Below are 21,923 nucleotides of genomic sequence, written 5' to 3'. Positions count from 1 at the left end.
ATGCGGCTCAACAGTTAGGATTTCCGCTTCGCGGAACGTCTGCGCGAACGGCACGGTGCCGAGTCCGGCGCCCGCTCCGACGTCCGCGAAAACCTTCGCCTCAGGACAAGCTCCGACCAGCACGTCGGTCAACGCAGGACCCAGCTCCCGCCACGCTTGCGGGAGCAGCACCGCGACGTATTCGCCGGTCTGGTCGTCAATCCCGGCACTGCGCGCCGTCAGCTTCCCTTGCGCATGCCCGTCGGAACCGGCGAACGCAACTGCCAGCCCCGCGCCCGCAGACGCTCGTACCAGAATCGGGCGTAGGTGCCTTCGGCGGCGAGCAATTCGGCGTGCTTGCCGGTTTCGGTGATCCGCCCGTGCTCGAGGACCAGGATCTGATCCGCGGCAACGATCGTGGACAGCCGGTGCGCGACGACGACCACCGTCCGGTCGCGGGCGAGCTCGCTGATCGCTGCCGCGACAGCAACCTCGTTGACCGGATCCAGTGCCGCAGTGGCTTCGTCCAGCAGCACTATCAGCGCGTCTTTGAGCAAGGCGCGGGCGAGGGAAACCCGTTGTTTCTCCCCGCCGGAGAGGGTGGCTCCGGCTTCGGAGACCGCAGTGTCCCATCCGTGCGGGAGCCGGGCGACGACCTCGTCGAGCCGGGTGATCGCCGCGACGCGGGCCAGCTCGTCGTCGTCGGCGTCCGGGTTGGCCGTGCGGAGGTTGTCCGCGATGGTGCCTTCGAACAGGTACACGTCCTGGAACACCTGCGCGGTCAGCTGGGACACCTCGGCGCTGCCCAGCGCCCGCACGTCGCGCCCGCCGATGCGGACGGCACCGGCGTCGACGTCGAAGAACCGGCCGATCAGGGTGAGCAGGGTGAGCAGGGTGCTCTTGCCCGCTCCGGACGGGCCTACGATCGCAGTCAAGCTCCGCTGCGGCAGGTGCGCGCTGACTCCGGCGAGGACGGGACCGGAGTCGGGATAGGCGAAGTGCACGTCGACGAGATCGATCGCGGCACCGTCGGGTTCGGCCGGATGTGCGGGTTCGGGCAGCGGCGGTTCGGCCAGCAGCACCGCCACCCTTCGGATGGCGTCGGCGTTGACCTGCACGTGCCCAGCGAGTTCCCCGAGCTGAGACAGCGGATCCAGCATGCGTAGCGTCACGACGAACAGGCCGACCATGGCCGGGACCGCGATGACGCCGTCGAGAGCGAGCACGACGGTGAGAACGATGACCCCGGTGACAACAAGCTGGAGCGTGCCGAAGAACGCGATCAGTCCCCACGCACCGCGGATGGTCAGCCGCGATTGCGACTCCTGCTGCCGGGTCAGGGACGCCTCGAGCGTGCCCCGTTCCGGCCGGTCGAGGACGCCGTAGGCACGCATCGTGGGCTGCAAACGGGCGTATTCCACGATCCGCGACGCCGTGGCGCCGATGTCGTGCTCGTAGTCGTCGTCGTTGCGCCGGACGATCGTCATGAGCAGACGCAAGGCAAGCCCGCACAGCACCGTGCCGGCCGCGAACGCGATGCCCACCCGCCAGTCCAGCACCAGACTGCCGAGCACCATGGTTACCGGCGCGGTCACCCCGACGATCACGTGCCGCACCAGATGGGCAGGCACATTGGCCACGTCCATGGTGCCTTTGCCCAGCAGCCGCCCGACCGGGCCGGTGCGATCCGCGCGGAACCAGCCGATCGGCAGCGTCGCGAGATGGTTGCCGATCCGTTCGTGGAAGCTGCTCAGCACGTCGGTCCCGACCACGTAACCGAGCGAGCTGCTCCAGACCAGCAGCACGTGATGCACGGCCACCGCGACCGTGATCGCGGCCAGCCACGCCCAGAAACCGGTCCAGTCCACCGACCCGAGCAGAGCCGCCACCAAAGGGGCGACAAACAGGAACCCCAGGCCTTGCAGGACTCCTTGGGCCGCCTGTGCCAGCACCATGATCCGCAGGCGCCGACGTCCTCGCGCATCGAGCAGCTCGAAGAGCTGCCGGAGCATGGTGATCATCGAGCGGCCCCCTGTCCGATCTGCGCGTCATCCCTCGCGGAACGGTCGTGCTGCCACATGCGCGCGTAGAGTCCTGCTGCCGCGAGGAGTTCGTCGTGCGCGCCCACCTCGACGACCCGGCCCCGGTCGAGGACCACGATCTGGTCTGCCCCTTGAACAGTCGAGAGCCGGTGCGCGATCACAAGAACCGTCCGCCCTCTCGTCACTTCGCTGAGGGCGTCCTGGATCCGGGCTTCGTTTTCCGGATCGGCGCTGGCGGTGGCTTCGTCGAGCACCAGCAACGCCCGATCCGCGAGGATCGCCCGCGCGATGCACACCCGCTGCCGCTCGCCGCCAGACAGTTCGGCATCCTCGCCGACCACCGAATCAAGCCCACGCGGAAGCCGCTCCAGCCGGTCCAGGATCTGCGCCCTCGCCGCCGCGGCGCGCACCGCGGCGGCGTCGGCGTCCGGGCGGGACAGCCGGATGTTGTCCCGGATGCTCGTCCGCAGCAGATCCGCATCCTGGAACACGAACGCCACGTGCCGGTAGAGCTCCGCCGGGTCCAGCTCCCGCAAGTCCACTCCGTACAGCTCGACCGAGCCGCGTTGCGGATCCCCGAAGCGGGGCAGCAGCTTCGCCAGCGTCGACTTGCCCGATCCGGACGGGCCGACCAACGCGGTCACCGTCCCCCGGGCCAGTTCCAGAGCCACCTCGTCGAGCGCGACCGTATCCCCGTAGGCGAAGCGCACGTCGCGCAGCCGCACCACCGGGCCCGGCGCGTCCGGGTCCGGCACCGCGGGGTTCAGTGGGACCGGCAGCTCCGGCTGCGCCAGCAGCGCACGGATACTGCGGGCCACCCCGAGCGCGGTGACCAGCGGGTGCACCGACATCATCACCGTCATCACCCCGGCCGTGGTAACCGTGCCGAACACCAGAAACGCGATCAGGCCCACCACCGGCAGCTGCCCGGCCGCGGTCAGCACGCCCCCGCCGACCGCGAGCACAGCCAGCACCGTCGGCGGCGACATGAGGACCTCCGACAGGACCGACGCCCTGCTGGTCGATCGGGCCCAGTCGAGGAAGAACCGGGCGAAATCACGGGACACGTCCCGGAACCGCTTGCTCGCGACGCCAGGGGCGCCGAACGCTTTGACCACCCCGATCCCGCTGACGAACTCGACCGCGGAACCGTTGAGCCGGGTCAGCCACTGCATGAACACCGGGTACTTCGTGCCCGCACCGGCCATCGCCCGCTGGTAGACGATCAACCCCACGACCAAGGGCAGCAAGGCCAGCGTCGCCATCCGCCAGTCCACAGTGAACAGGTACGCGATCGCGACCACCGGCGGAACCGCAGCCGCAGTGATCTCCACGACGGAATGCGCGATCAACTGGTGCAGCGCGGCGACATCGTCCTCCACGGTCTTCTTCACCGCGCCCGAGTTGTGCTCGGTAAACCACTCGAGCGGCAGCCGCCGCAGCTTGGCGAGCAGGTCACGGCGGATCGCGAACGAAACCCGGATATCGGCCAGGTGCGTCAGCACCCCGGCACCGAAGGTTCCCAGCTGCTTCACTACCAGCGCCGCCAGCGCGACCACGATGATCGGCCACACGTTTTTGTTTCCGCCCAGGAGAAGACGGCTGATCTCGACCACCGCGATCAACGGAGCCATCCCGGCGATCGCGCTCACCGCGGTCAGCACACCGCACCCGACCAACGTGCCCCGAGCAGGCGCCAGCACCGAAGAACCGCCTGCTTGGTTCGTTGACGCGTGCAGAATCGACATGAAGACCCCCAAGAAGCACTGCGTATCCCAGCACCTTACTCGCTAATGGGAACCATTTTCAACTTGCCGATACGAACGCGCGGTGTCACCACCTGACCAGTAACCAGGCACACGTCGAGCCGCGGAAGAACGAACCGGCACCGCCGAGCGGGAGGTGCTCGTCCCGGGCCGTCCAGAACGCCCGTCGCACCTCGACCAGAGGAAGCGCCTCGTGCGGGGGCGCGGCATCCAACCGCGCTCGTACCGCCGCCTCGGTCACACCGAGGTCCAGCGTGGCCGCGAGATCACACAGGACCGCTTCGGTCGACATCCGCAGGCTTCGCGCACCACGAAAACCCGCCTCGGCGCGCTTGCGCACCAACCATATCGCCAGCACAGCTACCCCTGGCACGAAGAAGCGGCCGTCACGGCCGACCTGCTAGACGTGAGCAGCCCGCCCCACAGCGCGGCGACGGGGTGCTCGCCCCGTCCGGCCCGCGACAAGCGCCCGCCGCCGGCCCAGCTGCTGCTGCGCACCGGCATCCGGCGAATCGGATTGCGGTCGATCTTGCCGTTCACCATCACCGGGAAGGACCCGGCAATCGTGAGGTGTTCGGGCACGAGGCAGCTTGGCGTCCGCTCGTCGGGCCGGATCCACAGGATGTCCGCTCGACCGGGCCCGACGACCACGATGGCAGTGGTCAGCCGACGGACCGCGTTCTGCAGGACGGTGCCGATCGCCCGATCCACCCAGCGGATGGCCGGCCGACGCCCGTTCGACCTCGCCGGTCTCGATCCGGTGGCCGCGGATCTTGATCCGGCGGTCGGCGCGACCGAGGAGTTCCAGCGCGCCCTCCCGGCGTGCTCGACAAACTCTTCCACCGCGCGCACAGGATCTGCGCAGCAGCCGTGGTCGGGCCGGACAGGTTCGCCCGGCACCCCGTCCGACACCGAGCACGATTTCCGGCCCCGGCTCCTCGAGAGCGACCAGCAGCTTGTCCAGCACCGCCGGAACCGCACTGACCGCTGTGGCGTTCCAGCGCTGCGTCTCGTCGAGTGCCATAATGCTGCCGTCGATGGAAAGGAACGCGCCAACGGGCCGCGGGCGGACAAAGCGATTCGGGTCCACCGGAATCGGCTCGCGCTTCGCGCGGCCTCCCAGACCAGCACCGGACCCCCGCGGTCCGGCAGACAAGCGCGTTGCGGCGGTCTGGGAAATCCACCAGGTCACCCATGCGACCACTGCCGCCACAAGCGTCACTGCAGCAATGCCCCGCCGCCCTCCGAGATCGTCGAGCCCGCTCTACGCTGCTTCGCGTTACTGACCGGGATGCGAGCGCGCCGAGCGCCGATGCGACGATTATCGGACAGCCATGACGATCTTCTTCTGAAGATCCTGCCAGATGACGTCAACTTCGGCGAAACCTGCTTCGAACAGCGAAGATTCATGGTACTCGAACGACGTTCCGTTCTTGTGGTCTGATCCAGAGAATATTCTTCCCCGAGCGGGCGCGAATACGCGGTCGCGTTCCTCGAACTCGGCGGAGAGAGAGGGAAGTGCGCGAACGGCATCCCACCAGTCCTGCCATGCCTCTGCACCGTTCGCCAGAGCTCGTTCTTGTCGTGTCCCGTGAATGTCCTTCGCTACCGCGCTGAAACGGGACGCGGCGTTGCGCGGAGGAAAGCCGTCGAAGTTCAGGAAGACTCCGCCTGGGCGCATGACGGCGGCAAGCGATTGGTACAAGTTCGCCAGCTCTGCGGGCTTGAGCCAATGCGTGGCTGTCGACGAAAGCACTGCGTCGACGTCGTACTCTTGCAGCTGCTCGGTCCAGCCAACGTCGCGAAGGTCCGCTTTGACCCAGTGCAGGCGACCTCCCATGTCGCCGAGGGCATTCCTGCCGAGTGCCTGCAGGACCGGGTCGAGGTCCACCGCAACGCTCCGAGCGTTCGCGCGGTGTTCCAGCAGACGTTTGCTGAGTGAGCCGGGACCGGCCGCGAGATCGAGGACAGTGATGGCACCGGGGAGCAGTGAATCGAGCACTGACAGCATGACGCCATACCCTCGTTCTCGGCCTTCGACGTAGACGCTCTGCTGAGCGTCCCATCGGTCAACCAGATCAGACCAGGTCGAACCGAGGGCTGTATCGAGGTGCATCATTCCTTCTCCTGGGACGGTCTAGGGCTGATACCGCCCGAGTTGTTGTCGGAGCGGCGTAGATTGCGAGGACGGTCTTCAGTGCGGCTTCGCCAGAGTGCGGGCCATGTTCTCGAGTCCGTTCACCGACAACGTGCCTTGGGAGGAGTACTCGTAAGGCTGCACGAACAGTGTGTGATTGCGCACTGCGGCGAGATTGGCGGCACCGGGGATGCTCAGGAACTTGCTCTTCGCCTGTTCATCGGTCTCACCGTACGACAGGATCATGACGATGTCGGGGTTCCGTTTGGCCAGTTCTTCGATGTTGGCTTCGAAGACCCGGCTGTCGACATCGGCAAAGGCATCTTTGGCACCGAGTTCCCGGAATTGGGTATGTGCCATTGAGCGGCGGCCGTATGCTTCCAGACCGTCGTGGAGGCCGATGACCGTGGCAGCAGTTTTTCCCTGCAGGCTGGCCGAAGCCTTGGCCTGGGCGATCCGCTGACGCATGCTCACGATGACGGCGGAGGCATGATCGGTCGTACCCGACAGCTGCCCGAACAGTTCCAGGTCGCTGAACACGTCATTGAAGTCCGACGTCCCGTCGCTTGCGCCCGGCGCATGGTTGGAACCGCAGTTTCCCCGGAGGCTGACCATCGGAATGCCCACGGCGCCGAGCGTGTCAGGCGTGATGGTTTCGGTCACCGAACCCACGACCAGATCAGGACTGGATGCGACGAGGTCTTCGCGACTGATCTCGCCTCCGGACCCCAGCTGCGGCACGCGGGCCACCGCGGTGCGGATGTCCGCCGTGTAGGGGGCGCTCTTCATGCCCGCGTCATCTCGTCCGACGAGCTTCGGCGCATCGCCCGCCGCGTAGAGCGACGTCACTTCCGACGGGCCCAACGCAACGACGCGCTCCGGCTCGCGCTCGATGTTCACCTCGTGACCGCAGTTCTCAACAGTACGAGGAAAACCGTTCGCCGTGCCCGGCTCAGGATCACCTGCGCTGCATCCTTGCAGCGCGAGCACCGCAGCCGCCGCAGTGGCCGCGGTCTTCAGCCCAGACTTCACCATGAGTTCCTTCCCCGACAGGGCAACATCAGGCGAGAGCGAAACGCCCCGAAACCATCTGGGTGCCCGCGGCGAGGCCCCTCCAGCTTCGGCTCGGCAGCGTCATCCCGCATACGCAGCCAGACGACACGCCAACGTCGCCGCAGCACGGCTCTCGCCCACCCCGTCCACCGCCCGCCAGTCCCGGCGAAACCCGTGGGCACTACCCCATCTGGCCAGGCGGTCAACGGGAAGACCGTCACCCGTTCTCGGAGCAGAGTCACGAGTACGGCAGTCTCGACCTTCTCTCGCCCCAGCATTATTGAACATGATAGTCATATTCTGCTGCAACGGCAAGCACGTCCAGGGCTGCCTCGCCTGCGAGGGGGCTCGACGACCTGCCCTCGCCCTAGCCTCAGATCGCCGACGTCCTCGCCGCGGCGGGGCACGCACGGTCTCGGCGAGGCCCGAACCCTGCGCCCTTGATCGTGCCCCGCCGCCCGCAGGCCCGCCCAACCGCAACGTCCCGGCGTTGTCTCTCAACTAGCCTCTGGCGCATCGGTACTCTCACCGGAAGATGGAGGACGAAAAATCAGCTGGATGCAGTCGGGCTCCTCGAGGCGCTGCACAGACACCCGATAAACCGGTTCGATGACCTCCGGGCGCAGCACCTCGTCCGGAGTCCCGGCCGACACCACCCGGCCGCGGTCGAGCAGAACGAGGCGATCGCAATAACGCGCGGCAAGGTTGAGATCGTGAAGGACCACCACGGTGGTGATCGACAATGAGCGGACCAGCGTCAGGATTTCGTGCTGGTATCGAATGTCGAGGTGATTCGTTGGTTCGTCCAGGAGCAGATGGTTCGCTTCCTGGGCCAATGCCCGAGCGATCAGCACCCGTTGCTTTTCGCCGCCGGACAAGGTACTGAACGACCGTTCCGCGAGATCGCGAGCGCCCACCCTCCGCAGCGCGGAAGCAGCCTGCCGATGATCCTCTTTGGTGTAGGACTGGAACATCGACCGACGCGGTGCACGGCCCAGCAGGACCATGTCGGTCACCGTCAGCGGCAACTCAGGCGTGCCCTCTTGCGCGACAACTGCGATACGTTTGGCGAGTTCGACGGGCCTAAGCCGAGCGACCGGGACATCGTCGACTTCAGACTGCCCGGCGCGCGGCTTGAGCGCCGCGTACAGGGTCCGCAGCAGTGTGGTTTTGCCGCTCCCGTTCGGTCCGATCAGACCGACTGTGCGCCCCTGCTCGGCGGTGACGGTCACCTGGTCGAGAACCAGTTCTTCGTTGTACGCAAAGGACACATTTCGTGCGGAAATCACACCAAACCCTTTCTTCGCGGGCGAACTCGCTCACACCGTCGCGACGTAGAAGCGACGGACCAGCACCGCGAGGAAGGGCGCGCCCACGACGGCGGTCACGATGCCCAGCGGAAGCTCGCGCGGCGCGAAAGCAACACGGGCGAACACGTCCGCCCAGACAAGAAAGATCGCGCCGATCAGAGCGGCCACCGGGTAGACGCGTCGGTGCGCTCCGCCCACACACAGCCGCGCTACATGGGGCACGACAAGCCCCACGAAACCGATACCACCGGCCACCGCCACCACCGCACCCACGCAGAGCGCGACCAGCGCCAGAGACAGCACGCGGAATCGGTCCGGCGCCACCCCGAGAGTCCGGGCGCTCTCATCCCCCACCGCCAGCGCGTCGAACCGGCGAGCCCACAGCACCAGCAGCACAAAAGAGGCCAGCACGATGACGACCACGACTCCGATCGACGACCATTGCGCACGCGCCAAAGAACCCAGCAGCCAGAACAACACCGCCCGCGCGCCATCGGGCGTGTCGGACACGAAGATCAAGAAGCTGGTAGCAGCGGAGAGGACGTAGCCGATCGTCACCCCCGCCAGCAAGAGGCGGATCGAGGTGATCCGACCGCTCACTCTTGCCAGGACGAACAGCAATACGGTCGCAACCGCACCGCCGGCAAACGCGCTTCCGGTCAGTCCCGCGGCCCCCATGGCCCCGCCGATGCCGAACAGGATTGTCGCGGCCGCACCGGTGGACGCTCCGGAAGTCACCCCGAGGAGATGCGGATCGGCGAGCGGATTCCGCACCAGCGCCTGGAGTGCGACACCGCTCACGCCAAGTCCCGCGCCGACCACAACCCCCAGCAAAACGCGCGGCATCCGCACCAACCAGACGATAGTCTCTGCCGACTCGGACATAGCCGACTTTCCAGACAAGCCGAAGAGATGCTCTCCGACGATCCGAGCGACTGTGCCCGACTGAATCCCGACCGGCCCGAGACCCACCGCCACCGGAACCGTGGCAAGAAGGGCCAGCGACAACAGGCCAACCCAAACGAACGTATGGCGGCGGCGCCGCGCGTGGTCCAGGTCGTCGGTGTCCGAACCCGGATCACCGACCGCCTTCTCAGGCAGAAGAGATCCCCTGGTGGAATCCATGGCCGCAGTCCTATCGTCGGTGGGTTGCAACGTTGCTTGCAGCAGGCGACAAGCCCCCAGCCTCAGCACGGGTGCGCCAAGGAATCAGCACACCCGGAGGCCAAGTCCGGCGGAGCCCGGGTTGCCGCGCGGATCGCACATGAACAAGATAACTGTTTTCATTATGGCCACTCTATCTAGTGCCCGGAAGTAGGTGGCGGCTACCGTCTACGGACTCACATCCTGTGCTGACCTGCTGTGTTGTGGCATCCAGACCTGAACTCGCGGGTGCTGCCCGTCAGATGCCCGGCGAGGCCCAAGCGGTGGTGACGCACGCCGTAGCGCACGAGGTCCCGAAGTGCTCCAGCAGCGGCTGCGGAAATGCCGATGGAGGGTATGCCCGGCAACTTGGGCCGCAGCGTCTCGTCCGTTGGGTGGCGGGCGTCTCGGTCACATGAGCAGGGTTCTCATGCGGAGCGAGCTGCCAGCCCACCGCCGCCCCCGCTCCTGCCAATACCGGGCGTAGGCACCGCCAGCTTCGAAGAGGTCCGGTGAGTGCCGGATTCTCGGATCCCCATGCGCCGTCGAGCATGACGATCACATCGGCGGTCATGGTGGCCGGACGGCTTCGCCGAGCGCACGGTGGTCGAAGCGGGCGAGATGCTCTGGCAGCACCAGTGCGAAGGCCTCGCTGTGCGAGTGAGGTGGATCAGCTCGCTCGCCCGGTGGCTGGGCTGTGCGTGCACCAGGACGACGCCGAGGCGCATCATGCCGAACCAGACCACAGAAAGTCCGCGCGGTTGGGCAACTGAACCACGACCCGCTCACCGCGGCGGATCCCCTACGCGCGCAGTCCGCCCGCCATCCGGTCGGCGGCGGCGTCGAGGTCGCCGCAGGTGAGCCGGGCCCGATCGTCGACCACCGCCTCCCGGGAGCCCCACACGGCGGCCCAGTCCCGCAGCCTGCCGCCGAAGGTCTGGCCGCGCCAGTGACCGTGAGCGCGATAGTGCTCGTCGACCTCAGCAAGCCAGGACCTCACTCTTGACGACGACATCCACGTGCTCACTCACCCTTGATCTCCTCGCCACTTCAACCCCGATCGGTGAGGTCGCGTTTCGTTCACTCGACCGAACGGGGACCTGTTTCCCCAGGAAGCCGAGTCTCGGAACGCGGCAAAAAGTGCCCGGCGCCCCCGGCGCGCCGGTCGTCGCTAAGCGAATCGGTCGGGGTGCGGCGAACCCCATGTCGATCGCGGACTCCTTGCCACAGACCAGATCGGCCAGGACCTCGCCGATTCCGTTGGCATGCTTGAACCCGTCGCTGCACCCGCCGCCGACGACCAGGCGGCGGTCGCCACGCGGGCGGCCGATCACGAACTGCCGGTCCGGAGTTCGAGTGGTCAGGCACACGACCGCCCGCGACGGCGTGGCGCCGAGTCCGGGCACCGCCGCGGGCAGCACGGACCAGTCGGACTCCCCCGCCGTCCGGTCGACTGTCTCCGCGTCGACCACCGCGAACGTCCGCCCGTCGTCTTCCAGGCCGAGCCCTGATCCCGCGCCGTGCCCCAGATCACCCGACCGTCGCCCACTTCGCGGAGGAACGGCGGAAAGCGCTCCAGGACGAACGAGCCAAGCGGGCCATTCCGCTCCTCGCCCGCCTCCCGGAACCAGGTCGTGGGAATGCGGACGACCTCGAGCGGCAGCTCCGGCAGGAGGGCCGACAGCCACGCGCCCGCCGTGAGCACAATCTGCCCGAACCTCAGGTCACCGGTCGCTGTGCTGACGACGACGCCTGAGGAGACCAGGTCGATCCCGCGCACCGCGGCCCCGCCGAACACCCGTGCACCCGATCTGCGCGCGGACGTGACCGCGGCCTTGACCGCACCGCCGCGGGCCACACCAACCCGGCACCCGCCTCCCGGACCGCGACGTGCCCGTCGGGCACCGATCGGTGCCCGGGGTATTCCCGGCGCACCTGCTCTGCCGCCGGCATCTCCATGAGCCGTTCGGCCGAGCTGACCGTGGGACGACCTGCAGATGGTATCCGTTGCGCCCAGCGGCGGCGCAGGTCCTCGACCTCATAGCCGAGGCCAGGTAGATCGCGCGATGCGGACGCTGGACAGTGCGCGGCACCGAGGCGACGGGCCCGAACCGGTGAAACCCATCATCAACGGCCACCTCGGTCTCGCTCCACAGCCTGCGACACGCCTCGGCTCCGGCCGTGAAAACGCTCTCGGCTGGAGTCGATCGGAACGTCGAACGCCACGAACTCGGCCAACTCCGGCACGCTGCGTGAATACCTCGACCACACTGTCGAGCGCTCCGGCGTCGGACCCCATCTGGCGCCATGCGTCGTATCAAACTGGGAAAATGTGTTCGCCCATACGACGTGTCGCGTGTTCACGAGCATTATTTTCTCTGCTTTCTATTTCAGGAGATCGAGCCCACTCAGTTACCCAAACTCGACAAGATCAATACCAACATAAATCGGCGCGTCGAGCAATAAGAAAAGGCTTGTCGACGTGGCGCAACCGGATAATACCCTGGCCCGTGTCGAGATGAGAGAGAAGGCTTGCCCAGACTGCTGGCTCAGCCAGTTGCCAGTCTGGCCATAGACAGCTAACGCTCGTTCGGCTGCTATGCGGATCCAACATGAGGTCTTCTTGCCGAGGGGTCTGCTCTGATCAGAGTTGATGGTGTCGGGCTTGTCAAGCCAAAACGCGGCTTGACAAGCCCGACACCATCAACTCGACAATCCGCAGATCCCAGCAGCAAGAAGATCCAATATTTTTGTAGCTCCGAAGAGATTAATGGCATTCCAGATTTGGTTGACCAGTCGACCGCAAATCTGCACGTAATCAATATATTTATCCAGGGAGGATCATCATGGCTGGCGAGACGATCATCGATATCACGGGAAATCTGACGGCTGATCCCGAACTTCGATTTACCCCGTCCGGCGCCGCGGTCGCGAACCTCACGGTCGCGTCTACGCCCCGAACGCTCGACCGGCAGACCGGCGAGTGGAAAGACGGCGAGGCGCTGTTCCTGCGCTGCAACGTCTGGCGGCAGATGGCTGAAAATGTCGCCGAAAGCCTCACGCGAGGAGCGCGGGTGTGGGTCAAAGGCCGTCTGAAGCAACGCTCCTTCGAGACCAAGGAAGGCGAGCGGCGCACCGTCGTGGAGCTGGACGTCGATGAGATCGGCCCCTCGCTGCGTTACGCCACGGCGAAGGTCACCAAGGTCAGCCGCACCGATGGCGTTTCTGCGGCCAGCCGGGTCCAGGACGGACAGTCCGCAGGTGACCCGTGGGGTTCCCCGGAACCCGATCTCGCTGCTGCGGGTACCGCCAGCAGCGACGCGCCGCCGTTCTGATAGCCCGGTGCCCGGCCGGCACTTCCCCGCTGGCCGGGCACCGCCTCCGCCGCCCGTCCCGTCGTTGGTGGACGGCGGTAGCGCCGCGGATCTCGGCGGGGCTTGCGCAGACCAGCGCCGTGCGTCGACGTCGGCAGGCCGTTTTCCTTGCCCGCAGTTCGCGTTGCCCGCTCACCGTGGGCTCGTCTCGTTACGCTGGCGGAAGCAGGAAGAGCTGATGCCCGGAGCCACTCTACGTTCCACCCAACGGCCGCGAACGAACACAGCATCCCGTTTTCCGCGCGGCGTCACACCGCCGCCCACACCGACGTCGGCTCTCACTCCCCCCGTTGCGCACCGGCACCGCCCGGACGTCCCAGCGCAGCACGCACCGCGACCGCAGCGATATCCGGCCAGAAAATCACCCGACTGCGTCCCGTACAACGTTTATGTTCGGACAATGACGGCCCGCTATGGCATCACTTTTCCTCGGCTCCTGTTTGCTGCAGCAGCCGGCGTCGTCCTCGGGGCGGTACCGGTCGGCTACGTCACGATGGTGGCAGTCGCGGCCGCCCAGCCCGCTCGCCTGGTCGTCGTTCCGGTCATGGCCGGGCTCGGGGCAGTCCTCGGGCGGATGCTCGCCCGCCGGACCCGTGCCGCGACCCGCCCGACGATGCGTGGTCACGTCCGGACATTTACCGCCGTGGGAGCGTTGGTTCTGCCCGGTGCCGCCTTCCTCGGCCAATTCGACCACGTCTTCGCCAATACTGCCGCAGGGAGCGCCGTAGGAGGTGCCTTCATGGCGTCCGGGACTGCCGGCATCGTCGTGTATTACCGTCGGCGGCGCCGCATCGCACGCCAGTCCGCCCGACGCAGCACCGCAACCGCTTCGATGAGCCGATGACCACGGCGGTGGGGCGTGACCCGTGGTATCGCCCCACCGCCGCGGTCATGCTCTCGCCATAACCTCGTTACGGCGGCTCCGGCACATCGTCCGGGCCGCTCGTCGACCGGCCTCCCCTCACGACGGTCTCCTGGTCCTCAACCGCGACCATCGTGCCCGGAGCACCGTCGCTCCTGCTGCGCGGTCCGGTGTGTGCGATCGACCGTGCGTCCGCGGATTCAGCCGTGCGAACCAACGCTGTGACCTCGCGTTTGGCGATCCCCAGTAACTCCGCCACCTCCGTGACCGTCAGGTCCGATTCCCGAATCTGCTGAATCGCCTGCCCCATCCTGATCCGCGCGTGCTTGATCTCGCCTGCTGCGTCCGCCCTGACCGCATCCTTCGCCGCAGCGAAGGACTTCTCCTTGTCCGCTCTCGCCGCAGCCAGCTCGTCGAGCTTCCGCTCAAGCTGAGTTTCCAACTTGGCCAGCCGCTCCTCGCGCCGGCGAACCGCCGTCTCCCCATCGCTCACCGCCGCCGCGAACGCCGGCAACGCCTCCTCAACGCGACGTTCATTCGCGCGTTCCCGCTCCAACTGTTCGGTTCTGCGACGACGCACAGCAGCCAGCCGCTCGATCTCTGCTGGTGAGCGTCGCTTCCGCCGACGCGACGGAGTTGACTCGTTGTCGAGCATGCCCATCGTCCCCACTGGGGAGGGCTGGGTTCATCACCAGGATACGACGCCGACGAGCCGGTCCGCGCCTGCCGAAGACCACGTCCGGATAATCCCGCTGTTCTCGGCAGAGTTCTGGACAGCACCGTGGCCACATCCCGGCAGCGGCGGATCTCGCCCGAGCCCGTCAGATCCCCACACCACAGATCCGCAGCACCGTCCGAACCGCCCGCTGGTCACACCGTGGCCGCGGCACCACGGGTTTGCGGGTCAGTTCTGACCGTTGCGCCGGGGTGGACAGCGCTCCGGTGCACGACACCCTCAACGAGGAGAATCAACATGCCTGATGCCAACGACACACCCACCGCCGCCGAGTTGCACGAGCAGCTGGAGCAGATCAACGCCGACCACGAGAGCTACCGCGTCGTAGTGCGCGACCGCGCCATCCGTGGCTACCGCGACGGAATGTGGACACTCGACCAGCTCAACGCCAGTCTGACCGAACTCGGACTCGAACCCCACACCGTCAAGCACGTCGCACGATCCACTCTCATGATTCGGATCAACCTACATGCCGACATTCCGGACCGATACGAAGCGCACGAGGCCATGCGCGCCTGGCTGACCGAGGACGTCCGATCCGCAATCGCCACCATCATTGGCGATCACGTCCGCCGGCAGCACGCCGTCGGTAACCCCGTGAGCGCGGATGAGGGGAGAATCTCCGCCTCAGTCGCCTTCCCCATCGTGGAGGAGATCTGAATGCCCTGCACCGCCGAGGACTACCGCGCCCAGGCAGCCGCCTGCCGGTGCCAGGCCCGCAACGCGAGTCCACCCCGCGCGACTCAACTCCGGGAGTGCGCCAAAACGTTCCTGCGCGAAGCCCGGCGGCTCGACCTGTTCGAACACAGCAAGCAGGTCGGTCCCGCCAATGTCACCGCAGCCAGCTTCCGCACGTACCTCCGCAACCGACACACGTGACCGCACCACACCACCCAGGCAACCGCCCAACCCGACACCCTCACCGACGGAGGCAACCATGACGACCGACTCTGCCGCCCTGCAGACCGCCATCCGCGCTGCTCGCGACCGCGATGTCGCCTTCCGCCGTCAGGTCCGGGACCAGGTTCTCGAGCAGCACTTCGACGGGACCTGGTGCCTACCCGGCACCCAGGACGTGCTCGCCGACCTCAACCTCCCGCCCTTGGACAGGACGTTCACCGGAATCGCGGTACTCCACGTGAACATCACCAAGCTCGTCGATCCGGGTGGCCTGTCCACCGCTCGCGCACGGCTGATCCGCGCGCTCGACATCACCAGCAGCGACGAGGAGATTGAGGTGAACCTCGACGAGGTGAACACCTACCTCGACGAGCAGTACCTCGACGACCGCGAGCGCTCTGCCGCACCGGCGATCTCCGAGTCACCGTTGTGACCCGATGGGGTGGTGGGCGTCGACGCCCACCACCCCATCGACGACGCTGCCCGCACCAGCGCCTCATTGTTCCGCCGCGTCAGCGAGCACGTGCTACGTCGTAGCACACGCCTCGTCCGACGAACCCAGAACGCCCGGCAGTCGCCCGGGTCTGCCGTCCGGGCTCTCCAGAACGTCCGGGCCGTCGGCGTCCGCCCCCGCCGATCACGATGTCGCCGACGCAACGTTGTCCGGCCCAGCGTCACCCGGCTCACCGGTCGCACCTCCACTCGCCGGATCGACCTCTGCTCGGTGCCTTCTCCGCGCGCGGCGTCCCGTGCAGTCCGCTGATGCCAGATGTGTCGAGTCTGCCGTCGCGTGCGCTCGCTTCAGGCCGTCACCGTCAGCTCCGGTGTCTCAGTGCAACACCGCTGGCGTATCACGCTTCGCTGAATCGCTGCCCGTTGCTCGCCGGGACGTGTGCGCGAGCCGCCGCGCCAGCCCTTGCGGGCTACCACCGGTGTCACGGTGGCCGACCAAGAGCGCGACGGCCCGCTGGCGCCTCGCCGAATAGGCACACGAGGGCCTCCGAGGCGCGTACCGGCATGCTACCCCGCCTCCGGGGCAACCTGGTCACCCCCGACATCACCCCTGCCCGCGGTTCCCACGCTGTGCGGGGAGACATCCGGAATCTGTCACGTCCGCGGGTGGTGGGTGGCCCCGGCATTGTTCCGGCCGCTCCCCCCAAATACAAGGGCACCCCAATATTCTTTTGACGAAAAGCGTGTCAAAACAATATTGAGGCCCCACCCTTGTATTTGGGTCCCCTAGCGGCCTTGGACAGGCATTTAAGGGGCAGGCCGAGGGCCTGCCCCTCGGTGCGCCGGGGCCACCCACCACCCACTCATCCCCTGGTCATCGCCGGTTTTTATACCGTGCATCGATGGTCGAGATCGGCCCACAATTGTGACCGGATAGAAATCCAGCATAGCTCGCCATTCCTTGCTTATTACCCATTGCGTGAATAGGATCGGATATGCACCGTCACCGGGAAGACCAAGCCCGGCGACAGCAACCGGATTAAACACGTTGGGAAAAGTAAATGGCTAAGTTTTCCGATAAATACACCACGTGCATTACGGATGCAGTCAAGGCGTTGGAGGCAACGCCTCCGCGCGTCCGGACCGCACTCACCGAGCTACGCCGTGCGTTCGAACGCTCCGACGCCGAACCCCCTGCGCTGCTGACCGCGTGTGCGGAGCTGCTGCGCAACACCCAGCCGCTCACCGGGAGCGTCCTCTCCGCCGTGACGATGGCGCACACCGCGTGGCACGAGTACACCGATCTGGAACGGCGACTCTACAGCCGGTGCGTCTACTCGACCACCACGCGCCACGACGTCACGGCGCACGAGCCGAACGACGTGACGGTGATGTTGCGCGAGAACCCGCCGCGCATTGACGCGGCGCTACAGCGGTTGCGGTGGCTCAACGCGGCAACGCTGAATCACAACCTGAAGATCTACTCGGCATGCGCTGCGCTGCTCAAGGACCCCAGCGCGGACAGCCCGGCCGTGACGGACGCCGTCACCACTGCACACACCCTGTGGCCCGACCTGGACCAGCACCACCGCACGCTGATCACCTCGTGCATCTACGTCAGCAAGCCACGCGCCGAAAAGGCACGCCGCGCAGTGGAGCAGCGCCAGCGACAGACCGAGGCCGGTTCCGGCGACATACACCGATGCAACCGGTGCGACGAGCCGATCCCCGGCCGCACCGACCTCGTGTACTGCTCCGATACCTGCCGGGCCGACGCGGAGAACGAAACCCGGCCAACCCCGGTTGCCGACGCCGAACCGCCCGGACCCACGCACGCGGAGAACAGCGCAGCACTCGACGAGCCCGCACCGGCCGAGACCCGCAACCCGGTCGCAGCGCATCCCCGCGCGCGCCCGAAAGCGCCGAAGGCCACCGGTCAACCCGCACGTACACGCACCACCACGCGTAAGACCGCCGAGCAGCGCGCCCAGGAGCGCGACGTACGCGGCCCGGTCGAAGTCACCTACGACGAGCACTACCGCCAGGTTGACAGCGCGATCTCGCCCCTTGTACTCACGTTGAAGGACGAGCGCGCCGCCGACCAGTACGAGGGTGAACGACGTCGCGAACTGGACCTCGACCACACCCGCGACGACAACCGGGACACGCAGGGGACCGAGGTCACCGACGAGGACCGCGAGCGGGATGCACTGCGCGGAATCGACCCGCAGACACTGTGTGTCGCGTGCCGTCTCGCGCGGACCCCCGCCGAGCAGCGCGACCCCGACGGCCGGTGCACCGAGTGCCAGGAGCGCGGCGCCGCACCTCTGTCAGCCGTCGCAGTCGCCTAACGATCAAAGAAGAACGGGGCGCGCTGTCCCGTTAACCCGGGCATAGGAAAGCGGCCCGCCGATCATCGATCGGCGGGCCGCTTTCCTATGCCCGCAGGCGCGCGTCAGCGCGGCCGGTGCGGGACAGAGCGGATCAGTGTCCCGCAGGCGGCCCGGCTCCGCACACCGTCACCCCGCCGATACCCAGCCGCTCACCGTCGCTCTACGGCCACCACAGCCCCGGCCTGCCACCATGCCGCCACGGCCGCCACCACCAGCGCCCACACCCCGCTGCCGCCCGGCGATGCCCCTGCTGCACACAGGACATCTTGCAGATCATCTGAACCAGGTGCGCGTCGCTCACTGTCGGGCGTACGCTCGGAAGCAGTGATGGGCTTGCGGAAGCTGAGCCCTGGTGGTCATGAGTACCTCACGAACGCGGTCGCCTGCCACGACCGTCGGCTCGAACCCGGCGAGCTGTTGAGTGACTACTACCTCTCCCATGGTTACCCGGCAGGCGAATGGTTCGGTGCCGGTGCGCGAGAGTTCGGGCTCACCGGCCAAGTCACTGCTGCCCAGATGCAGGCGCTGTTCGGGGAAGGGCGGCATCCCCACGCCGACGCGATCGAGAAGGAGATGATCGCCGACGGTGCCACCGCAGCCGAAGCGCTGCGCGCCACACGGCTTGGCCGGAGTTTCCCGGTCTACAGTGGAATCGATCTTCTGCGCGTTCGGACCGCGCAGGCCTACAAGGACTACAACCTCGAACACGACCGTCCGATCGGTGCGCCGATCGACGCCAGGATCCGCCGCCAGCTACGGAAAACCGTTCAGGAACAGCTCTACCGCGAAACCAAGCGGGTTGACGGCCCAGTTGAGCAGGTTGAGCTGCAGGCGTGGTTGGCCGAGGAAAGCAGCAAGCTGCGCAATGCCGTGTCCGGATACGGGATAGTGTTCGCGCCGGACAAGTCGGTGTCGGTGGCCTGGGCGCTGGCTCCACCGCAGCAGCGTCAGGTGATCGCCGGCCTGATCCGGCAGGCGGCGCAGGACACCCTCAGCTATGTCGAGCACAACCTGGCCTACACCCGAGCCGGCAACCGCGGCCAGGCGCAAGCCGACGTCGACGGCATCACCATCGCGACCTTCGAACACTGGCACTCCCGCGGGCGACTCGCATTTCCACATCCACGCGCTGATCGCGACCAAGGCCCGCCGATCCCAGGACGGGAAGTGGACCGCACTCGACGGCCGTCCGATGCTGGCCGGCGCCGTGACCGCGTCGGAGTTCTTCGACTCCCGCACCCGGGACCTGTTCCGTGAGCACGGCGCCCAGTGGTCGCAACGGCCTGCCAACGGGGTCGACCACGCGCATCAGATCTGCCAGCTCGCCGCGGTGCCGCCGCCCTTGATCAAGGGTTTTTCCCAGCGGACGACAGTTCGGGGCCGCGCGAGCGCGCCGTATCGTCAAGTTCCAATCACGGCTTGACCACAAGCGCGCCCTGCCTTCCGGCCTCGCATCCTGTGCGCGTGATCCACATACTGGGCCAACGCGACGCGAAGCTCGCCGGCATTAGTCTCGGAACCGCTCCGTCCGCCAGTTCGAAAGCGGACACCGCGGCGGCTTCACCGAGCAGGCGCCGAATCACCTCCGCGGTCTGATGACATTTCCAGTCGATCACGCAGACCATCGCCGCAAAAGAACGAAATCGGTGGCCCGACCGTCCTCCGGCAACACGGAAACAACCCCATTCGACGGACCCCGAAACGGGTGGCGAACGAGCACCTCGAACGCCGGCACCGTTCCGGCCGTATATGCGACCGGCGGACGAGCACGCAACTGCGCGCACCGGGCCCGATCCTGGCCATCCTCGACATCTTGGCCCCTTGTCCGCTCACACACCGCCAGAGTCCCACGTGCGCGATCCCAGCCTCCTGTTCGGTACCCGGACCGCAGTGGATTGGTCTCCGGCCCCGTGATATCCATCACCCGAATTTTGCGATTCGTGGCCGCTCACACGGGAAGCCGGTTGCGCAGAAGCCGGTCGGCTTCGAACGGGTTCTTTTCGAGCTCGTCTGGTGAATCAGGAAGGAAGACCAGAACCATGCGAACGATTCGACGTGTAGTGGCCGCGAGCGCGATCGCTCTTCCCTTGACAATCGGCGCGGCGGGCCTTGCTTCGGCCGACACCTACGACCAGAACACGGTGAGTGTCGGCGCGGACGGCGCGACGGTCCACAACGTCCACAGCAGCACCGGCCAGGACGGACGCGGCACCAACTCCGGCGGCGGCGCGTCCTACGAGCAGAACAACAGCACCGCCGGACCCGACGGCGCCAGCAGCGACCGCACCAACGCCAACGCGGACGGTAACGGCGGAGCCAGCTACGACACCAGTCACGACAGCGCGGGCCCGGACGGCGCATCGTCCAGCAGCACCCACGCCAGCACTGGCGGCCAGCACCACAACCACCAGGGCAGGGTCCTCGGCGGCCTGCTCGGCGGTCTCGGCAGCTGACCCGGCACCGTTCGGCTCGTGGCGGCGGGTTTCGCACCCGCCGCCACGAGAGTGCGCCGCACGATCCCTTCCCGTCGATGCCGAACCGGGAATCGTGGCAACAAAAGCGAATCGCTTCTCGTCGGCGACCGGAAACCAGACGCCGAGGGGAGATGCGGTTTTCGCGCCGATCTTGCCGCCGCGAACCCGTGGCGCGCCTGGGCGGACTCGGCGACCCGATGGGGCCCGGATACCGCGACTTCCACGCAGGGCGCGGGGCATGGACCGACGGGTTCCCTACCGAGGGCCCGGTGCGGATCGGGCACACCACCGATGTGGCGAGGTTCGGAGGACTAGCCTGAGCTGACGTGGTCGCGATCTGTACCACGACGCGGAGGTCTGGGTACCGGACCGCGGCAGCCACCGAGCTTTGCGACCGCCGCGCCGACCATCTTGCGGGCACTGCGAGCACAGAAGAACGCAGTGCAGATCGACGTCGGACTTGCCGGCAGGTACCGGAGCACAGGTGCAGCGCGAGTTCTGAACCGCTGGGCCCGGCGCAGCTGACGAGGACGTCAACGCCGCCGAGCTCTCCAGCGGACTCGTCGCCCGCCCCGGTAGCTGCGGGCAAGGCTGACATCGCGCTTCCGTACGCACGCCGTCTTGTGCGCTTCGACTATCGCATCACGACCTATTCGTCGCAGTGGTAGGTGATGCCCACGTCGAGCCTTGGCCGTGAACACAACACCGACCATCCGTCTGTTCCCGAAGCCGTCGCCGGGCCCGATAGCGCGTCGGGCTCGGCAACATCATCGGCTTGGAGCGTGTCTCAGTAGGGGTTTGGCTGGTCGTGGTGCGTGATCTCGGGTCGTGGATGGTTTGTCTCGGCGACTGGTGCCGGATGGGTTGTGGGTACTGGCGGCGCCGCTGATTCCGGTGCATGGGGTTCGCCCGCAGGGTGGCGGGCCAGCGCGGGTGGATGACCGAGCGGTCTTCACGGCGATCGTGTTCGTGTTGACCAGCGGGTGCGCGTGGCGGTATCTGCCGCCTTCGTTCGGGGTCACCGTGCCCACCGCGCATCGCCGGTTCACTGAATGGACCAAGGCCGGTCCATGGCCCCGGCTGCACCGCGTGGTCCTTGATGAACTCGGTGGTCAGGGGATGATCGACTGGTCCCGTGCGGTCTGTGACGGAGCGTCCGTCAGAGCGAAAAAAAGGGGGGATCCATGACCGGGCCGAACCCGGTCGAGCGTGGCAAGAGCGGCTCGAAGATCCACGTCCTGTCCGACCGGTCTGGGCTGCCCCTGTCGGTGGCGGTGTCCGCGGCCAACACCAACGACTCC

General features: G+C 66.9%; 18 protein-coding genes and 2 pseudogenes. 9 read left to right on the top strand and 11 right to left on the bottom strand.

Annotated features, from left to right (window positions below):
* Window positions 1–218 precede the first annotated feature (218 nt).
* From ABD793_RS41670 to ABD793_RS41625, 10 genes are all read right to left on the bottom strand, one after another.
* Window positions 219–2,000 carry an ABC transporter ATP-binding protein gene (locus ABD793_RS41670; protein ID WP_344869300.1) on the bottom strand — a complete coding sequence of 594 codons (1,782 nt, stop codon included), beginning with the start codon at window positions 1,998–2,000 and terminating at the stop codon, window positions 219–221.
* Entirely contained in the window at window positions 1,997–3,673 is a 1,677-nt protein-coding gene (locus tag ABD793_RS41665; protein WP_344869299.1) for an ABC transporter ATP-binding protein, read from the bottom strand. Before ABD793_RS41665 ends, ABD793_RS41670 begins: the two co-directional genes overlap by 4 nt.
* Before the next feature lie 181 nt (window positions 3,674–3,854).
* Entirely contained in the window at window positions 3,855–4,079 is a 225-nt protein-coding gene (locus ABD793_RS41660) for a hypothetical protein (RefSeq protein ID WP_344869298.1), read from the bottom strand.
* Between the two features lie 68 nt (window positions 4,080–4,147).
* Complete coding sequence (locus ABD793_RS41655) at window positions 4,148–4,498, bottom strand: hypothetical protein (protein WP_344869297.1); 351 nt, start codon at window positions 4,496–4,498, stop codon at window positions 4,148–4,150.
* A gap of 610 nt (window positions 4,499–5,108) precedes the next feature.
* A complete protein-coding gene (locus ABD793_RS41650) occupies window positions 5,109–5,906 on the bottom strand; it encodes a class I SAM-dependent methyltransferase (protein WP_344869295.1) in 798 nt (265 codons plus the stop codon).
* 75 nt (window positions 5,907–5,981) lie between these two features.
* Entirely contained in the window at window positions 5,982–6,956 is a 975-nt protein-coding gene (locus ABD793_RS41645; RefSeq protein WP_344869293.1) for an ABC transporter substrate-binding protein, read from the bottom strand.
* Window positions 6,957–7,474: 518 nt separating this feature from the next.
* Window positions 7,475–8,266 carry an ABC transporter ATP-binding protein gene (locus ABD793_RS41640; RefSeq protein WP_344869291.1) on the bottom strand — a complete coding sequence of 264 codons (792 nt, stop codon included), beginning with the start codon at window positions 8,264–8,266 and terminating at the stop codon, window positions 7,475–7,477.
* 30 nt (window positions 8,267–8,296) lie between these two features.
* Complete coding sequence (locus tag ABD793_RS41635) at window positions 8,297–9,412, bottom strand: FecCD family ABC transporter permease (protein WP_344869289.1); 1,116 nt, start codon at window positions 9,410–9,412, stop codon at window positions 8,297–8,299.
* Window positions 9,413–10,232: 820 nt separating this feature from the next.
* A complete protein-coding gene (locus tag ABD793_RS41630) occupies window positions 10,233–10,430 on the bottom strand; it encodes a hypothetical protein (protein ID WP_344869288.1) in 198 nt (65 codons plus the stop codon).
* Window positions 10,411–10,902: an FAD-dependent oxidoreductase gene (locus tag ABD793_RS41625; RefSeq protein ID WP_344869286.1), complete on the bottom strand. Its 492-nt coding sequence runs from the start codon at window positions 10,900–10,902 to the stop codon at window positions 10,411–10,413. The genes ABD793_RS41630 and ABD793_RS41625 overlap by 20 nt, the downstream gene beginning before the upstream one ends.
* Before the next feature lie 1,374 nt (window positions 10,903–12,276).
* Here ABD793_RS41625 and ABD793_RS41620 point away from each other — a divergent pair.
* The gene (locus ABD793_RS41620; protein WP_344869284.1) at window positions 12,277–12,765 is read left to right on the top strand and encodes a single-stranded DNA-binding protein; all 489 of its coding nucleotides are present in this window, start codon (window positions 12,277–12,279) and stop codon (window positions 12,763–12,765) included.
* Between the two features lie 439 nt (window positions 12,766–13,204).
* A complete protein-coding gene (locus tag ABD793_RS41615) occupies window positions 13,205–13,648 on the top strand; it encodes a hypothetical protein (RefSeq protein WP_344869281.1) in 444 nt (147 codons plus the stop codon).
* Between the two features lie 67 nt (window positions 13,649–13,715).
* On the opposite strand, the gene ABD793_RS41610 is transcribed toward ABD793_RS41615, so the two are convergent.
* Window positions 13,716–14,321, bottom strand: coding sequence for a hypothetical protein (locus tag ABD793_RS41610; RefSeq protein ID WP_344869280.1), 606 nt, complete (start codon window positions 14,319–14,321; stop codon window positions 13,716–13,718).
* 318 nt (window positions 14,322–14,639) lie between these two features.
* Between ABD793_RS41610 and ABD793_RS41605 the strand changes: the two genes are divergently transcribed.
* The 7 genes and pseudogenes from ABD793_RS41605 to ABD793_RS41575 all read left to right on the top strand — a co-directional run.
* Window positions 14,640–15,062, top strand: coding sequence for a hypothetical protein (locus tag ABD793_RS41605; RefSeq protein WP_344869279.1), 423 nt, complete (start codon window positions 14,640–14,642; stop codon window positions 15,060–15,062).
* Entirely contained in the window at window positions 15,063–15,281 is a 219-nt protein-coding gene (locus ABD793_RS41600) for a hypothetical protein (protein WP_344869277.1), read from the top strand.
* 58 nt (window positions 15,282–15,339) lie between these two features.
* Window positions 15,340–15,735 (top strand): hypothetical protein, encoded by a 396-nt coding sequence (locus ABD793_RS41595; protein ID WP_344869276.1) that lies wholly within the window; start codon window positions 15,340–15,342, stop codon window positions 15,733–15,735.
* Between the two features lie 1,081 nt (window positions 15,736–16,816).
* Window positions 16,817–18,106 carry a hypothetical protein gene (locus ABD793_RS41590; RefSeq protein ID WP_344869274.1) on the top strand — a complete coding sequence of 430 codons (1,290 nt, stop codon included), beginning with the start codon at window positions 16,817–16,819 and terminating at the stop codon, window positions 18,104–18,106.
* Between the two features lie 87 nt (window positions 18,107–18,193).
* Window positions 18,194–19,571, top strand: a pseudogene (gene mobF, locus ABD793_RS41585) (MobF family relaxase).
* A 616-nt stretch (window positions 19,572–20,187) separates the two neighbouring features.
* Entirely contained in the window at window positions 20,188–20,601 is a 414-nt protein-coding gene (locus ABD793_RS41580) for a hypothetical protein (protein WP_344869271.1), read from the top strand.
* An 849-nt stretch (window positions 20,602–21,450) separates the two neighbouring features.
* Window positions 21,451–21,923 (top strand): annotated as a pseudogene (locus tag ABD793_RS41575) (IS5 family transposase); the annotation flags it as partial.

Origin of the sequence: Amycolatopsis ultiminotia, assembly GCF_039536925.1 — a bacterium.
Lineage (GTDB): Bacteria > Actinomycetota > Actinomycetes > Mycobacteriales > Pseudonocardiaceae > Amycolatopsis > Amycolatopsis ultiminotia.
The sequence above is the reverse complement of the archived record's forward strand: the minus strand, read 5'-3'. Positions and strand labels throughout refer to the sequence as shown.

Bases quoted from the DNA above. Each gene is read 5' to 3' on its own strand.
- ABD793_RS41670 (WP_344869300.1), bottom strand. From the start codon at position 2,000: ATGATCACCATGCTCCGGCAGCTCTTCGAGCTGCTCGATGCGCGAGGA.
- ABD793_RS41660 (WP_344869298.1), bottom strand. From the start codon at position 4,079: ATGTCGACCGAAGCGGTCCTGTGTGATCTCGCGGCCACGCTGGACCTC.
- ABD793_RS41650 (WP_344869295.1), bottom strand. From the start codon at position 5,906: ATGATGCACCTCGATACAGCCCTCGGTTCGACCTGGTCTGATCTGGTT.
- ABD793_RS41635 (WP_344869289.1), bottom strand. From the start codon at position 9,412: ATGGATTCCACCAGGGGATCTCTTCTGCCTGAGAAGGCGGTCGGTGAT.
- ABD793_RS41620 (WP_344869284.1), top strand. From the start codon at position 12,277: ATGGCTGGCGAGACGATCATCGATATCACGGGAAATCTGACGGCTGAT.
- ABD793_RS41615 (WP_344869281.1), top strand. From the start codon at position 13,205: ATGACGGCCCGCTATGGCATCACTTTTCCTCGGCTCCTGTTTGCTGCA.
- ABD793_RS41610 (WP_344869280.1), bottom strand. From the start codon at position 14,321: ATGCTCGACAACGAGTCAACTCCGTCGCGTCGGCGGAAGCGACGCTCA.
- ABD793_RS41605 (WP_344869279.1), top strand. From the start codon at position 14,640: ATGCCTGATGCCAACGACACACCCACCGCCGCCGAGTTGCACGAGCAG.
- ABD793_RS41600 (WP_344869277.1), top strand. From the start codon at position 15,063: ATGCCCTGCACCGCCGAGGACTACCGCGCCCAGGCAGCCGCCTGCCGG.
- ABD793_RS41595 (WP_344869276.1), top strand. From the start codon at position 15,340: ATGACGACCGACTCTGCCGCCCTGCAGACCGCCATCCGCGCTGCTCGC.
- ABD793_RS41590 (WP_344869274.1), top strand. From the start codon at position 16,817: ATGGCTAAGTTTTCCGATAAATACACCACGTGCATTACGGATGCAGTC.
- ABD793_RS41580 (WP_344869271.1), top strand. From the start codon at position 20,188: ATGCGAACGATTCGACGTGTAGTGGCCGCGAGCGCGATCGCTCTTCCC.